Origin of the sequence: Erysipelothrix urinaevulpis (assembly GCF_009828835.1) — a bacterium.
Classification (GTDB): domain Bacteria; phylum Bacillota_I; class Bacilli_A; order Erysipelotrichales; family Erysipelotrichaceae; genus Erysipelothrix; species Erysipelothrix urinaevulpis.
Window position 1 is genome coordinate 82,618 of record NZ_WTTB01000007.1, and the last position, 16,534, is coordinate 99,151.

6 protein-coding genes are annotated in these 16,534 nt (G+C 32.4%); 1 reads left to right on the forward strand and 5 read right to left on the reverse strand.

The genetic code is table 11. The annotated features are described in order from the left end of the window. Window positions 1-211: 211 nt before the first annotated feature. The 3 genes from GVV10_RS08450 to pflB form a co-directional block, all read right to left on the reverse strand. Entirely contained in the window at window positions 212-8,083 is a 7,872-nt protein-coding gene (locus GVV10_RS08450) for a SpaA isopeptide-forming pilin-related protein (RefSeq protein ID WP_159521627.1), read from the reverse strand. A gap of 341 nt (window positions 8,084-8,424) precedes the next feature. Then, window positions 8,425-9,183 carry a pyruvate formate-lyase-activating protein gene (pflA, locus tag GVV10_RS08455; protein WP_159521629.1) on the reverse strand — a complete coding sequence of 253 codons (759 nt, stop codon included), beginning with the start codon at window positions 9,181-9,183 and terminating at the stop codon, window positions 8,425-8,427. Then, the gene (pflB, locus tag GVV10_RS08460; protein WP_159521631.1) at window positions 9,170-11,395 is read right to left on the reverse strand and encodes a formate C-acetyltransferase; all 2,226 of its coding nucleotides are present in this window, start codon (window positions 11,393-11,395) and stop codon (window positions 9,170-9,172) included. The genes pflA and pflB overlap by 14 nt, the downstream gene beginning before the upstream one ends. 245 nt (window positions 11,396-11,640) lie before the next feature. Between pflB and GVV10_RS08465 the strand changes: the two genes are divergently transcribed. Beyond that, window positions 11,641-12,312, forward strand: a complete 672-nt coding sequence (locus GVV10_RS08465) for a helix-turn-helix transcriptional regulator (protein WP_159521633.1) — start codon at window positions 11,641-11,643, stop codon at window positions 12,310-12,312. 23 nt (window positions 12,313-12,335) lie between these two features. Here the strand turns inward: GVV10_RS08465 and GVV10_RS08470 are convergent, their stop codons facing one another. Then, window positions 12,336-12,794 (reverse strand): GNAT family N-acetyltransferase, encoded by a 459-nt coding sequence (locus GVV10_RS08470; RefSeq protein WP_159521635.1) that lies wholly within the window; start codon window positions 12,792-12,794, stop codon window positions 12,336-12,338. 189 nt (window positions 12,795-12,983) lie between these two features. Then, window positions 12,984-16,534: immunoglobulin-like domain-containing protein (locus GVV10_RS08475; RefSeq protein WP_159521637.1), on the reverse strand; the 3,551-nt coding region annotated here is incomplete at its 5' end.

The following is a 16,534-nucleotide window of genomic DNA, read 5'->3' on the forward strand; positions in this document are numbered from 1 at the left end:
CTAATCGATAGAGCACATTTTGTGTCATCATCGTCATAAACGACATTAAATTTGTTACAAAATATATGGATTTAGTTTGATTTTTCTCTATTTGTGTCTTTTAGTACATTTTACCTTCTTGAAGAATTAAAAACTACCACAAATTAATAAATTGCGGTAGTTTTTGGATTCAATTCTTAAATATTATTTCTTTAAAAAGAGAAATTTTAAATTATTTACTTTCTTTTTTCTTTTTTGCATAAACAACAATAATTCCTCCTAAACCAATCATTCCTAATGCTATATAAATTGACTGGTTTGATATCCCAGTACTTGGGAGAATTGGAGCAATCGGCTTAATTATTTTTTCATTTGTGACAGAAATAGTTATATCATCAGGCTGACCTTCATAAACATCCTCAATAATAATATCTATGGAATCGTTGATAATTTGATATCCTTCAATTGTTTTTGTTTCTGTTAAATGATACTTTCCAGATCCTAACTTATCAAACACGATTTGTCCCTGATCATTAGTTTTATCTGATTTAATAACATCATCATAACCTAATTCGAACTCGACTCCTTCTAAAGGCTGTTTTTCTTTATTTGTTTTGCTTACTATGATGTTTAAAGTATAGTTATTCTCTACTATATTGTCGAGAACTACATAAGGATAGTCATCCGTATTAATATTCTCTTTTGAAAAATCACGGAGCATTGCTTGAACTTCAACATTACCTTTATTTAGAGAATTGAGCACATAACCATTAGCCGGTTTAATTTGTTGATACTCATATAAGCCTGGCGATAATTTATCAATTTCTATATAACCATCCTTGGTCACACGATAATCAACTCCTTCAAAGGTGTAAACCCCTGTGTTTAAAGTCTCTTTCGTCCTTCCATCCTGTAATTTAATTCTTTGTTTTGCATAAGTCATTCGTACTGTCTTACTAATTTCAATCCCATCATTATTCATTGCTTTTTTTGGGATTACTATTTCAATAATATCATCTACAACAATTGCTCCATTTGCTTCAGTTGTAACAATTTGATATCGACCTGGAGCTAATTCAATTGCATTTAACTTATCTTTATTCTGTGTTACTGTAAATTCATTTCCTGAATTATCCATTAAAATTGTGTTCACTTCATTTTCAAAAATACCGTATCCATCGATTAAATTAGCAACGAGTGATCCTTGATAATTAATATAGTTATCAAGTTCTAATGTTACTCGCCCATCAATTTCTTGATTTGTGTAGTTTGGTACTTCAAATAGGAATTCAAACTCATTTTGAATTGTGCCTTTTGGGGCCTTAGTTTGTACTAACTTGTACTCCCCAGCTTTAATACCGAAAACACTAAATGTTTCACTATCTTCTTGAACTTTGAAGTTGATAAAACCATCTACCTCTTTCCATGAATTATTCTCTTTTGTAAAGAGCGTAAATTGACCATCCGTATATACAATTTCATTAGTTGGGTTTGTGTTTTTAAAGATTACATTTGCATAATGGTTACTAATTTCGACATTGCGAAGGTTATATGCTCCTGCGTTTTGCTCACCAATACTAAATGGTGTTTTGTTCGCAGTCACAATGTGACTACCATCTCCTTTGACTTCCTCAAAATAATAATTACCCGGCGATAATAAATCAATACGAATTAATCCGTCGTCATCGGTTACATATGATCCTTCTTGTTTCACTCCTTCAAAATATAAATCAAATTCAATGTCTTTTAGTGGTTTTTGAGTTTCACCAGAAATTTTTTGGAGTTCTACTTTACCTCGATAATTATAGAATGTTTGATCTTTCGGTTTATACGACTCAACTGTTTTTTTATTTAGATCAATATCTACATCGTTCACGGTTACTTCTTTCGGAATAATAATATCATCTATTGATTCCGTATTTAAACCATATTTGCTTGGTGCCTTTGTTTGTGATAGCGAATAATTTCCTGGAACAATATTTTGGAATTTGTCATTATCGTTCTTAAATACTTTATTTGAATTTTTTTCTATCAGTTCAAAATTTGCTCCTAAGAGTTTTGTTGTATTCTCGCTAACGTCACCATCTAAGTTCTTTAAAGAAAGGTCTGCTTGAGTAGCAAAAACATCGACTACTCTATGTAATTCCTTTTCATCTGTATAAGAATCAGGTATTTTAAATTCGTGAGCACGAGTAATTAATATCCAATCATTTTCTATTCCTATATCTTTGATTGAATAATCTCCTGAAAGCAAGTCTTTTTTCTTGTTATTTATAGTCTCATTATTTCTTGCTAACGTAAAACTATCTATTTCAAATTTGTTCTTGTTATGCGTAAATGTTTCGAACTCAAAACTTCCTAAATGATTTTCAAATTCAATAGTTCTAGTATTCTTTTCAATCTCATTCTCAAACACACTTTCAGTATCATTTATTATGAAAGACACCTTATTCAGATTTAACGGACGATTATTTGTCGTACTAATCTCTTTTAGAGTGTATGTACCTGGCGCGAGATTTGTTTGATATCCTTCAACTTCGTCTGTAATTGTAAAGGTATCAATAATCTGATCCTTACTATCTAAAATTTGGAATTCAGATCCACTAATGTTTTCTTCATTTAATGTATTAATAACTTTAACTTTTGCTCGTATATTGTTGAATTCAATATCCATCACTGGAGGTTTTCCTTCAAATTCGTTTGTATGATTTTCTTCCGCATTTCCATAAGCGAAAAATTCTACCGGTTCAGGATTTAAGAGATAGCCACTTCCTACTGATAACTGAGTTAGGCGATAATGGCCAACATCAAGATTATACAATCGAATGATTCCATCAGTAACTGTAAACTTATCAGGTTCTTCAAACCCTAATGTTGTTGCTTTATATGGAATCCAGTCCGATCCATTTTTTACTTCAAGTTTGTATGAACTTTGATTAATTTTCGACCCTGTTTCACGATCAACAACACTTAATTTTACATCCGTTTTATAATTATAATACTTTGTTGAAATCGTTGTAGCATTAACAGTTCCATTTTTATTTTGTTTTAATGTATGTGAAAGAGTTTCTGTATTTTTTAAGTAACCATTTAACTCTTGATCTGGCTGTGTAAAGTCAAACGTACCGAAACTTGTTGGTTGATCTCCTCTATTAATAGTCCCTATTACGAAATTACCATCTTCATTACTGGTATATTCCGTCTTCAGTAAATTTTTATTTGCCATTAACTTGATAGATTCCAAGCTTTCATTATTCGCATTACCATTTTCATTGAGCAATGCTCCTATTGTGTCAACTTTTAACCTCGGTGTTTCATTGTAAATCGCAAAATCTTTCTTTGTAATTCCTTTTGGCTTAATAAAACCAAATATGTTTCTAGCTTTATCCCTAGTATCAATTGTAACTAAATTTCCCGATGCTAATTGATTTTGATTTATAGCTACAGATTTATCTTCATTCGTATTTCTTCCAGTTACAACATATCCTAAAGAATCAGGGACAGAGTATCCTTCAGCTACTCCATATTGTTTTATAATATAATTTCCTTGCTCAACATCTTTAAATTCTAGGTATCCATTTGAATCTGGACTTCCTACACGGTAGATGTGATTATTTGAAACAAGACCTTCTTGATAGCGATAGAGAACAATTATAGATTCTTCGACATTATTATCTTTAATTATATTACCTTTGTCTAAGTCTGACGGTAGATTTTTCTGATTTTCATCATATCTCATTGTGAATCCAATATCAATAGACTCATCTTCATATCCACCCGACTCTGAGTTAATCTTAAAGTCCGCCTCCGCAATGACTCTGTTTTTATTAATTTTATCTGTTTCAGTTTTATATATTATTTCTGCTTCATTTTTTAGTGGTAACTCTTTCTTATCTACAACTTGACCATATGTAGAATAACGGATTTCAATTGGATTATTCATTGTTTCATTGAACTTCAAGATGAATCCGCTCTTACCATTTTTCCAATTATCAAGTGGCTTGTCGGTTGCACCTTCAGCATTAGTCAAACTATATTTTTCTTTTGAAATTGCTCGCCATTGACCATTTATTTTTTCTCTAATTAAAAGATTGTCTAGCTCAGGTTTTCCATTTTCTGTATTCTCTAAACCAGTTGGATCTTTAATATACTTGAAAGTATGTTTACTAATTAGAGTATCTTTTATTTCTAAATCACTCATGCTTTCGTAGCCTTCATTCAGTGCTAGTGTCCAATTAATTTGCTGTCTGGACCCTACCGATGAAGACGAAGTATAGGCGCCACCTTTACTTAGTCTATTCACATTTTTCTGTTGAACTGTTTTCTCTGCTATTCCTGGATCAGGAAGATTTACTTGTCCTGCTTGTGAACCGCGTGTATAAGAAACAACGTTTTTGAATATACCTGTAAGTTCCACATTTTCCACATTATTTTCAATGTTTTCTTGTTGAGCATCCTCGCTTTGTATAAACTGATTTAATTCAAATTCATAAACATATGAAGGGTCCAAATCTTTCTTAATTGTGTACTCTATAATCTTATCAGTTTCTACAATTTCTAATTCTCCACTTTTTTTAGTCACAATTATTTTTCCATCGTCACCATCAACCTTGCTCAATACACCATCTTTATCGACAGTATATTTTGTTAGTACGACTTCATCAATTTCCTCTGCAACTAAACTATTATTGTATAATGAATATTTGTCTAATAAATCTTGGTCATCTAAATTATAATCTTCGTGCTTTAGTTCTTTATTAATCGAATCTACTACAACAACCGGAACATCTCCGACTCTTCTTGTATCTACATCATAATTGAATCGAATATTCCAATTTAATGCTAATCTTTCACGTCCACTAGCATTATCTATAATTCGTTTAATTTTTCCTTCTTTCTTTGGAATCGTATTGTATTTCGCCACTTCCTCAAGTGCTTGACCTGATTCAGTTCCTCCTCCACCCCAATTTATTGTATTACCTTCTCCAGCAATCCAATTAGCAAATGAAATTTCACCTTTATTCGTTACTTTTTCCATTGGTTTATCACTTTTAATACTTGTTTTGTACATGATGTAATAAGCATTGTTATCATAGAAACTTCCAGTACCAATCGCTTTATTTGAATCAATAAAATCAAGTCTCAAATCTGTTAAACCGTATTTTTCTGATTTAGTAGGTGAAGCAACCACTGCCCCTCCTGGCTCATCGCCGTTTATAACTTTACCGGCAAGTTTTTCAGTATAATTTGGGTAATTTTTAGGGTAGCTAACGACATATTTCTCTTCATTTAGGACTGAGTCTTGTCCTGATATATAAGCAATGTTTTCTTGTGGTATAAAACTTACGATATCTTTATATTGTTTTCCATCCTCATTTATAGATTGGTTAAGCAATCCGTCTTCTCCGATGATCAATTTTGCTAATTCATTCGGATATTTTGATTTATCGTCAAGTATTTTCTTTATCTCACCAATAAATTTAATATATTCAGCATGTGATGTTTTCGGTTCTTTTGATGAGTCTATTTTAAACATTAGTAAATCGTTTTCTTTATCCATTGCTTCAAACGACATTCCTTCACCAAAGGTATCAAAGTATGTCAATCCTTGCATACCAATACGTTCTGCTGTGACTGTATTGATTGCGACACCCCAAATTATTTCTTTAGTTCTATAATCAATCATTAATGGTCGTTTATCTAATAGTACTAAATAATTAATTGCAGTTTTTTTGCTGATATCTTCATTCGTTTCTGTTGGAGGTTCTATTTCAAATCCATTCGTAAACGATTTAGTATTGAGCATTCCTTCGAATTTTAATCGAGTACTGGAGTTAAACTGATCTATAATTGGTTGTCCTGATACCTTAGATTCCTTAATATTAAATGTGTACTTAATTTGGAATTTAACTTCTTTATCAATATTTTCATTTAATCGTACTTGTGCAATTGTATTATCTGCATTCCATACAATCGTAAAACGATTATCTTTCGATGCATCTTTGCCATCAATTGTTATCTTTTTGTCGAAAATTAAATCAGAAAAACTGATTGGTAGCCTACTATATTTGTCTCCCGATCCTCCATATCTATAAATGTTCAATTCATCTTTATCAAAATATAAATTAAATCCATCATTTTCTTTACGGATTAATTTGTTATTATTAAACGTTACATTCCAAATCAAGCTTGTAGGATTAGATTCTTCACCTTTAATCCCATTTGTTAGGATTGATTTTGGGAATTCTTTACTGTTTTCAATTGATTTCGTGTATAAATTAGAATTTAGCTTTGAGGTTAATCTTGCAGTTTGTTTTCCTTCAATCTCTAAGTTTAATAAGTTATTACTATATTTTTGAACAACTTTGTACTTAATTGCTATGTTATCATTTGGTAAGTCAATTTTTAAATTTTGAATACCGGTTGAACTGAGATTTTCTTCGTTCACGATGGTTTGCGCGTAAGTCTGATTCAACACTAATGTACCATCGTTTAAAACATCGTAATAATCAATGATGACCTCTGTCATAATTTCCCAATTTTTAATTCCTGATTGTTTCACTATTGTTGGGGCATCAAATGATAAGTCTAATGTAGAAAGTTTATTTTGTCTGCTTGTGTTTGCAGTTCCATTCCAACTAACTTCAAAACCGTTTTCAAGCACAACGAAATCATCGGAATTCAATTCATGACTTATACCATCTATTGGACGAACAGGAATTTCTTTTTTAACATCTTTACCAGAATCTAAAACATTTTTTATTTCGAGAGGATAAACTTGTAATTTACTAATCGAATCTCTAGAATTCTGTATGTATCTATAATCATTCATTGAGTAGGAGTCATTTTCGATAACTATACCATCTTTAAGAAGTTCTTTAATTTCATCTAAAGACTTGTTTAATTTTATTTGCTCTTTAATGAATTCATTTAGTTTTGTAGAAATATACTCTTGGAACATAAAACGAACTTCTTCACCCTCGATACCTGTATCCAGGATTGTCTCTTCAATTTTTAGTTTGAATAAACCATCGTTTCCCTCTGGATTAACTCGTTCAAACGAACTTAAACTATAGTCCTCAAATTTTGAACTTGCTAAAATACTATTACCTGTTGCATAATGGAATCGAATCATCTCTGGAAATTTATAATCATAGACAAAAGGAACTTTTTCTCCATTATCAAAAATACCAAAATCAAAGATATCATTAATTGCAGTATCATCAATTTTATCAAGTGATTTTTGATCTAATTTAATCACATATTCGACGTCTAAACTACTACTGTTTTCAGAATATAGACTAATTTGATAATCATTAGATGATTCATCATATGACTTCATGTCAATTGGGTACGAATCACTAACCAATTTATTTTTATACTTAAGACTCGCGTCAGGTTGCCCTTTAAGTTTCAATTCAACAACCCCAGAAACAGGAATCTTTGTGGATTCAACACTTTCTATATCCATATTGTTGTTACTATTCATTGATGTCGAACCTTCAACATCAATTTTATCCACATTTTCTTTTTGATCTTCCTTCTCTGCTTTTTTAGCAATATCAACTAGATATGGATTTATTGATTCCATTACTGGATAAACTTCAAGATCCTCTTTAATTATTTTATCTATGTCACCATCAATCACAAATTCGAGTTTAATTCTAAAATCGTGTGGCTTTTCACTCAAACCACTTAGATCAATTTGAAAACCATTATTTTTAAACTGAAGTAAATCATCATTTAAATTATGTAAAGTATCTTTACTAAAATTTTCATCTGTATTTTCAAATTTAATTTTTTCATTCTTATTTATTCTTAGATGTTCAGGGAATTTTATTTCAATTTTAGAGTCTAACTCTTTAACTTCTTCCCATCTTTTTTCATTTACTTTAAAATCAAGTGATACTTCAAGCTCTTGTATTTCAGACGATTTTTCTAAAGAAACTTTTGTTTCTTTTTTGTTAATTATATTTTTTACTATATTTTCATTCGTCATTTTAATATTATCTTGGTGAGTATTTGCGCTCACTCCTATGCTCGAGATTAACATCACCATCGTAAGAATAGATGTGCTAAGCACGCGTACAATTCTTTTTTTCATAATTTCATCCTCTTTCTTTTGTACTGTGACACTTTAATTTTAACAAAAACCAATTATAACAATGATGACATGTAACGAATAGCTGTTCACATGTGATAAAATTAGCATTTGTTAAAATGTTTCTCTTCCTAACAAGTTGGTATTAACTATAAATTATGTTTTTCTTATTTCCTCCATTTATAGCATTACATATCCTTTTTCTATCTATTTTTGACAATTGATATCAATATCTATTTCTTATTTACTTATGTTTAAAATGTTGTTCAAATAAAAAAAAGCTATCACAAACTTACTTGTAATAGCTTTCTATCAAATACTTTAAATTATTTTATACAAATATTTTAGTTAATATTTGTATTGCGGATTTTTTCCACTTCTTGGATCAAATATTCTTGCATTTCCATCGTTATATCATGATTCATTGCTGGGACACCGTCAAGTGGATATTCCATATTAATATCATCATATTTATTGACACCCATGGTATGGTATGGCAATAATTCAATTCGTTCAATATTATTTAACGGTGCAATGTATTCTGCTAAATCATCCATATACTCATAATTATCATGGTACCCTGGTACAATAACAATTCGTATCCAGATTGTTACATTTTTTTCTTGTGCTTTTTCTAAAAAAATGTGTGTTGTTTCAATTGGAACACCTGTCATATCACGATATTTTTTATCTTCTAGTCCTTTAATATCATACAAGATTAAATCTGTAACTGATAAAATATCATCAAATTTATCAGGTCGGCCAAACCCTGATGTATCGAGAACTGTATGAATGCCCTCTTCTTTACAAGCTTTCATCGCTTCATATAAGAAGTCAGGTTGATTCAATGGTTCACCTCCACAAAAAGTAACACCACCAGTCTCACCATAGTATGGTTTGTAACGCTTAAGTTTGTTCACAAGTTCATCAACTGTTGTTTTATCTTTTTCATCTGTCTTCCACATGTCTGGATTATGACAGAAAAGACAACGGAGTGGACAGCCCGATAAGAACGCAATTGTTCTTATCCCTGGGCCATCAACCATCCCCATTGTCTCTAGCTTGCGAACATAACCGATTTGTTGTCGATTAGATAGTTTCATGGAATGTACGGCTAATAACTTCTAACTGTTGTTCTTCTGACAAACGGTTAAAGTTAACAGCATACCCTGAAACACGGATTGTTAATTGTGGATATTTTTCAGGATTCTTCATCGCATCTTGTAAAAGTTCACGATTTAAGACGTTTACGTTTAAGTGGTGAGCTTTTTGACGGAAGTATCCATCCATAACACCGACTAAGTTTGTAATACGCTCATCTTCATCTTTACCTAATACTTGAGGTACAATTGAGAATGTATTTGATACACCATCCTCACATACATCTGTATATGGAATTTTTGAAACTGAGTTTAAGGAAGCAAGTGCTCCTGATTTGTCACGTCCATGCATTGGGTTTGCACCTGGTGCAAATGGTTCTCCTGCATGACGTCCATCAGGTGTTGAACCTGTTTTCTTACCATAAACGACGTTTGATGTAATGGTTAGAATTGATAATGTATGTTTTGCATCACGAATAACTTCGTGTGATTTTAAGTAACGTGAGAAACGTTCAACAAGATCAACAGCGATATCATCAACACGATCATCGTCGTTACCATATTGAGGATAGTCACCCTCAACTTCAAAATCAACAGCTAATCCTTCTTCATTACGTACTGGTTTAACTTTAGCATATTTAATAGCTGATAAGGAGTCAGCAGCAACTGATAATCCAGCAACACCGAATGCCATTAAACGATCAACTTCTGTATCATGCAATGCCATTTGACTCTTTTCATAAGCATATTTATCATGCATATAGTGAATAATATTCATCGTATCAACATAGACTTCCGCAACTTCTTGAAGGACTTTGTCATATGAAGCCATAACTTTATCATAATCTAAGACATCATCATTCATCGCTTCAACATCTTCAAGAACTTTAATGTTACGCATTTCATCAACACCACCGTTGATGGAGTATAACAAGGCTTTAGCTAAGTTAGTACGTGCTCCAAAGTATTGCATTTGTTTACCAATCTTCATGGCTGACACACAGCAAGCAATACCATAATCATCGCCAAAGTTTGGTCTCATGACATCATCATTTTCATATTGAATTGCACCTGTCTCGATTGACATTTTTGCACAATATTTTTTGAAACCTAATGGTAAGTCATCTGACCAAAGGATTGTCATGTTTGGCTCTGGTGCAGGTCCTAAGTTTGTTAATGTATGAAGGTAACGGAATGATGATTTAGTTACCAATGAACGGCCATCCTCACCCATACCACCAATTGATTCAGTAACCCAAGTTGGATCCCCTGCAAACAAGTCATCATATTCTGGTGTTCTTAAATGACGTGCTAAGCGTAATTTCATAATAAATTGATCAATGTATGACTGAGCTGTCATTTCATCAATCGTACCGTTTTGTAGGTCTCTCTCAATATATACATCAATGAATGTTGATGTACGTCCAAGGCTCATTGCTGCCCCGTTATTTTCTTTAATTGCTGCAAGATACGCAAAGTATGTCCATTGAATTGCTTCTTTTGCATTCACTGCCGGTTGACTAATATCAAAACCATAGCGAGCTGCCATTGATTTAATATCAGCTAAAGCGCGAATTTGTTCATTCACTTCTTCACGTTGTTGGATTGTTTCAGCTGTGATTTTTTTAATATTATTTAAATCTTTTTTCTTCTCTTCAATGAGATAGTCGATTCCATATAAAGCCACACGACGATAATCACCAATGATACGACCACGACCATAGGCATCAGGTAAACCAGTTAATAAACCAGTTGTACGATATTTACGGATTTCTGGCGTATAGGCATCAAAGACACCTTGGTTATGTGTTTTTGTATAGTTATGGAAGAAATGACTTGTTTTGTCATCCATCTTACGTCCATAAGTATCTAAAATACTATCAACTAAACGAATACCACCATAAGGGTTAATGATACGTTTTAAAGGCGCATCAGTTTGAAGACCAACAATGTCTTCGTTTTCCTTTACAATGTAACCTGGCTCAAAGTTATCAATTCCAGACATTGCGTCCATTTCAATATCTAAAACTCTAACTTTTGATTCCTCTTTTAATAACTCTAAACTACGTTTCCAAAGGATATCTGCGTTTTCGCTTAATCCTGCTAAGAAACTGTCATCACCTTCATAAGGTGTGTAGTTTGTTTGTATAAAATCACGAACATTGATTTCATTTTCCCATTGTCCGGATTTAAAACCTTCCCATGCTTTTTTCATACTGCCATCTCCTTTACACTTAAAGTCTACCAAATGAAAGGGTGTTTTTAGGATTAATTATGATAGAATTCTATCAAAGTCTTACTCTTGATAAAATAATTGCAAAAAGGGCACAAGTTCACATGCGTAAGTATAATACGTATTTATTTTCACAAAGTTTTATGTGACAAGAATACGCTTTCATTGTTTGATTCAATGGGTAGATTCTTATATACTAATATTATATGGATGGAGGCTGTACCCTTATGGATAATCATACTCAATATTTACAACAATATATTCCTTTTATAGACTTTTTAGCTGAAGTTTTAGGTAAAAACTCAGAGATCGTATTACACAACTTAAAAGACCTGGATTCCTCAATCGTAGCCATACGAAATAACCACATAACTAAACGTCAAGTGGGGGATCCTGCAACTGATTATGTCTTAAGAATGATTCAACAAGGGATCGATGATAATAAAGATTTTTCAACAAACTATCGTGATATTTCTAACCGTAACAATCAAAAAGTCAAATCAGCATCGTTATACTTACGAAATAAAGGTGAAATTGTTGGGATGATTTGTGTTAATACTGATGTTACTCTCTTTGAAGAGATTGAAAAATCTGTGGATGCTTTAGAGCTTTTACTTGGGACTTATCAAAATAATAAAGAACGGAATAAAGCTTCTAAAGAAACAGTTTCTCGTTCAGTTGAGGAAATGGCTGATAATATTGTCATGGAGTTGGCGATAAAAAAAGGAATCTCTATTAATCAGTTTAAACAAGATGATAAGTATGATGCAATCGAAAAATTATTTGACAATGGTTTTTTCTTGTTAAAAGGTGCTGTTCCCGAAGCTTCTCGAGTTCTTAAAATCTCTGAACCGACTGTCTATCGTTATTTACAAAACGTTAAATCTTATCAAGAATAAAAAAATCCTGGTTCTTTATTGAACTAGGATTTTTTTCGATTAACGACATAATATTTCTCGTTGTTTTCGATAATATTTGTAAATGTAAAACCAAATGATTCGTATAAATACTGTGCACGGTCATTGCCAACATAAAAACTGATATAAATATCATTGGGCGAATAATTCTCATCGATATAATTCAGTATTTTTTGAAATCCTACACGACCAAACCCTTGCCCATGATATTTATGATCTAACATGTATCTAAAGATCCAAAACTCACCGTTACCCTTTTCACCGATAAATGTAAAGCCAATCATTACTTCTTCATGGTACAGCGCTAATGCCTTTGTGTTGGGTATAAAACTAAGTTCTGCAAGTGAAAAAACATTGGACATTAAGCATCCCTCTTGTAAGGTAACTTGACCATCTTCATTAGTGGTTAAAAAACTTGCTTCTCGATAATTTTCTTTTGTAATATCTTTCAATTCAATTCTCATTAGTATACTCCTTAATATTTAACTTAGCTATTTTAACATATTTATTTTAAGTTGATATACCGATCTATATATTTTTACATTAATAGCATTACTTTTTCTAATCATACATTGTCTGGATTCTAACAAAAAGCCGTTTCTTTTATCAAGAAACGGCTCTTTTAAATATCTTAATGAATCATAACCTGGATTTTATAATTCCTCTTCTCTCTCTTTTCTTTCTGCAAGAATAACTAAGAATATTCCAATTGCAGAAGTAATTAAAGCATAGAAGTATAGGTTATTTGATAATCCAGTTGGTGGAAGTACTTTAGGTGTCTCTGTTACAGTTGCAGTTAAATTCACTGTTTCACGATTACCTTCTATACCCGTTGCTTGTAAAGTTATTGAATACTTACCAGCTTTATTTGTGTAACCACCATTTAATGCTACGGAAACATTTAGTTTCTCACCCGTAGTTGCTGAATATGCACTTGCGTTTGATCTTTCTATTATTTCAGTATCTGTTCCAGTAACATAATTAGCTTTGATTTCAAAATCAGAAACTTTAAATATGACTGAATCTTTAACGATATAAGAACCATCGTTTACAACAACAACTCTACTTGCAGTTGCTTCATTTCCATCAGAATCGACAACATGGTAATTCACACGATAGATTCCTGGTGTTTTTGTATCTACAACACCTTGATGAGTCACTTTATTTGTAATGTTTCCATCTTCTTTATCAATTGCATCAACACCATTCATGTAATCAAAGGTACCATTTACATCTACCACAATTGGAGTTGTAACATTTAATATCGGTGCTTGATCATCATAAACGCTTACTAATGAATTCGCAAACAAGTTTTCTTCACTTCTTGCTCCATATACAACCATATAAGTTGTTCTTTGTTGCAATACAGGCTTAATGTTATGTTCTACAACGTAAGCATCTTTCTCAACTTCTGTAAAGCCATCAAGAGTGAATACTTTAGCATTTCCTAAGGAAACTAGATCTAATGAATCAACATCTTTCGCTTGATTTGTAGTTATTTCAAAGTTATTTGAAGTAATCAGGTATTGATCACCCACAACTACATTATCATCAGTATAGACTTTTGCTTTGATTGTCTTACTAATACTGTTGTTTCCACTGATTCCTAATTTAATGTCATGAATACCTTCCATCTTGGTACCATAAGTTCCTAAATTACTTACCGTTGGCATGACCGGATCTATTTCTACTTTTCCATTATCATGCTCAATTACTCTGTAAGCATATGCTTTCGATAAACGTAAGACTTCTAATTCGTCACCATGCATTTTTTTAGATGAAACAGCGAAGTTTCTACCGTATAAAATGTAATCATTATCAACTGTCCAATTACCGTCATTTACAATTACTACACGTGTTTTTCTTACAGTGTTATGATCACTATCTGTAACCCAATACGGAATTTCTTGGATACCAGATACAGATGTATCCAATGTTTCGCTATATTCTACCTTCAATTCAATTCCTAATTCATCGTCTTCAACATCAGTTGCACTAACTCCATCAAGGTAATCAAATGTAGAGTTTAGTTCTACACTAATTGGACTTATTATATCTAAGTTTGGTGCATTTCTATTGTCAACATGAACTTTAATATCAGCTTTTACTTTGTAATCCGATACAGAGCTGATTGTAACCATATACGGATTATCTTTACTTGGTTTTGCCTCTATGTTATGTGAGTCAACCTTTGCACCACGAGAATCAACTAGTAAGGAATCTCTGTAAAGGACCTCTGCATTCGATAAGTTTAGAATCTCTTCATCGGTGATCGATTCTGCCTTGTTTTGATTAATCAAGAAGTCATTTGCTGTAATGATATACTTATCACCAACAACGACGACATCTTTATTGATAACTTTACCTATAACTTGTTTCTCAACAGTAGAGTCTTTCGTTCCAAGAATAATGGTATGATCTCCAGCTATCTTGTCAGGATATTTTCCCGAATCTTTGACTATAATTTCAGTGTCTTCAAATTCTACACTTCCATCTTTTTTGGTAATAATACGGGTTGCTTTTGCATTTGATAATGCAATAATTTCATCATCAGTTCCAGTAACTTCATTCAATGTAATTGCGAAGTTCCTTGCTAATAAGACTACGTCTTCTTCTACTGTAAATCTTCCATCATTAACAACTACTACACGAGTCTTTTTGACCGTGTTATTGTCACTATCAGTCACTGAGTATTCAACTGTTTGAATACCGACTTTATTAACGTCAATTGCATTCTTATCATACGTAACTTCAAGTGGAATTCCATTTGCATCGTCTTCTAGATCGCTTGCTTTAACACCTTCAAGATAGTCGAATGGTTTCCCAAATTCATGATCAATCGGTGTAACAACCTCAAGTTCGGGTCTGCTTAAATTATCCACTGTAGCATTTGAAACAGATATAGCTTTCTCATCATTATTGACATGATATGTAACTGTTCCTGTTGTTCCTTCAATTGCTTGAATATTTTCCTGGATAACCGAAACACTTTCATCTACAACAAGTCCTGTTTCTCTATCGTAAACAACTACATTTCCTTTATCAATAAGTAAGGTATGGTCTTTTTCTGTAGCCTCTTTGATTGTTAAAGTGAAATCACTAGATATAATTGTATATCTATCACCATTTCCAGGCTTTGTATCACTGTCTGTAACTAACACATTAATTGTAATAGTAGGAGCAGTATGACCTTCAATTCCTATTGTTATTTCATGAGTCCCTACTTCTTTATCCGCATAGTTTCCTTTAGATTTAACGACTAGTTTGTCATTTGCGCTTGTAACACTCACAACATTTCCTAATTCATCAATATCAAAGAACCACGCTTCTGCACCCGACTCTTTTAATATTTCTAAATCAGTTCCGTGCATAATGTCTTTATTGATTGAGTAAAATCTAGCATTCACTGCATAACCATCTTCATAGTTGTAACCAACTAAGACAGTTCGTTTGCCTGTAACTGTATTGTCATCACTATCAGTGACTGAGTATTCAACCGCGTACACTCCTCGTTTGCTTGTATCGACTGTATTCTTAGCAATCGTAATTTGATCACTTAAATCACCGTCTTCAATATCACTTGCGCTAACATTTTCCATTGGATCAAAGGCATCGTTAATTGCAAGACTTGTCACAGATTCAAAGTTTAGTACTGGTTTGTTTAAATTACTTACCGTTGCTTTTACTATAAGTTCTTGATCTTCTTGGTAATCAACAATGTAAATTCCAACATCGTACCCTTTGTCATTCATCACTGATTCTACCTTATCTGTTCCAATTGCGACTTTCTTGTCGACAACTGTGAAGGTTTCTCGGTCCATGACGACTGGATTTGATCGCTCAAGGTACATTGCGTGGTCATGCAACGCTGATTCTTTAAGGTTCAAGTTGAAGTTTTCAGCTTCAATGATGAAGTCATCAATAATCACAACTGGATTCTTGCTTACTTTTCCGATAATCTTAGCTGTCTCTTCATGACCTTTAATTCCAATTTCAATTGGGTAATCGCCAACTACTTTCTTAGCATAATCACCACTTGACTTAACTTGAGCTAAGTCATTTACTTCTACTTTTTGTTTGTTTTTAATTTCATAAACAACTGTGTTGGAATGTTTGAGTATTTCTGCGTCGGTTCCTTCCATACTCTCTACCCACACTGCAAAGTTTTGTGCTTTAATAATATAATTTGTATCAACTGGATTGA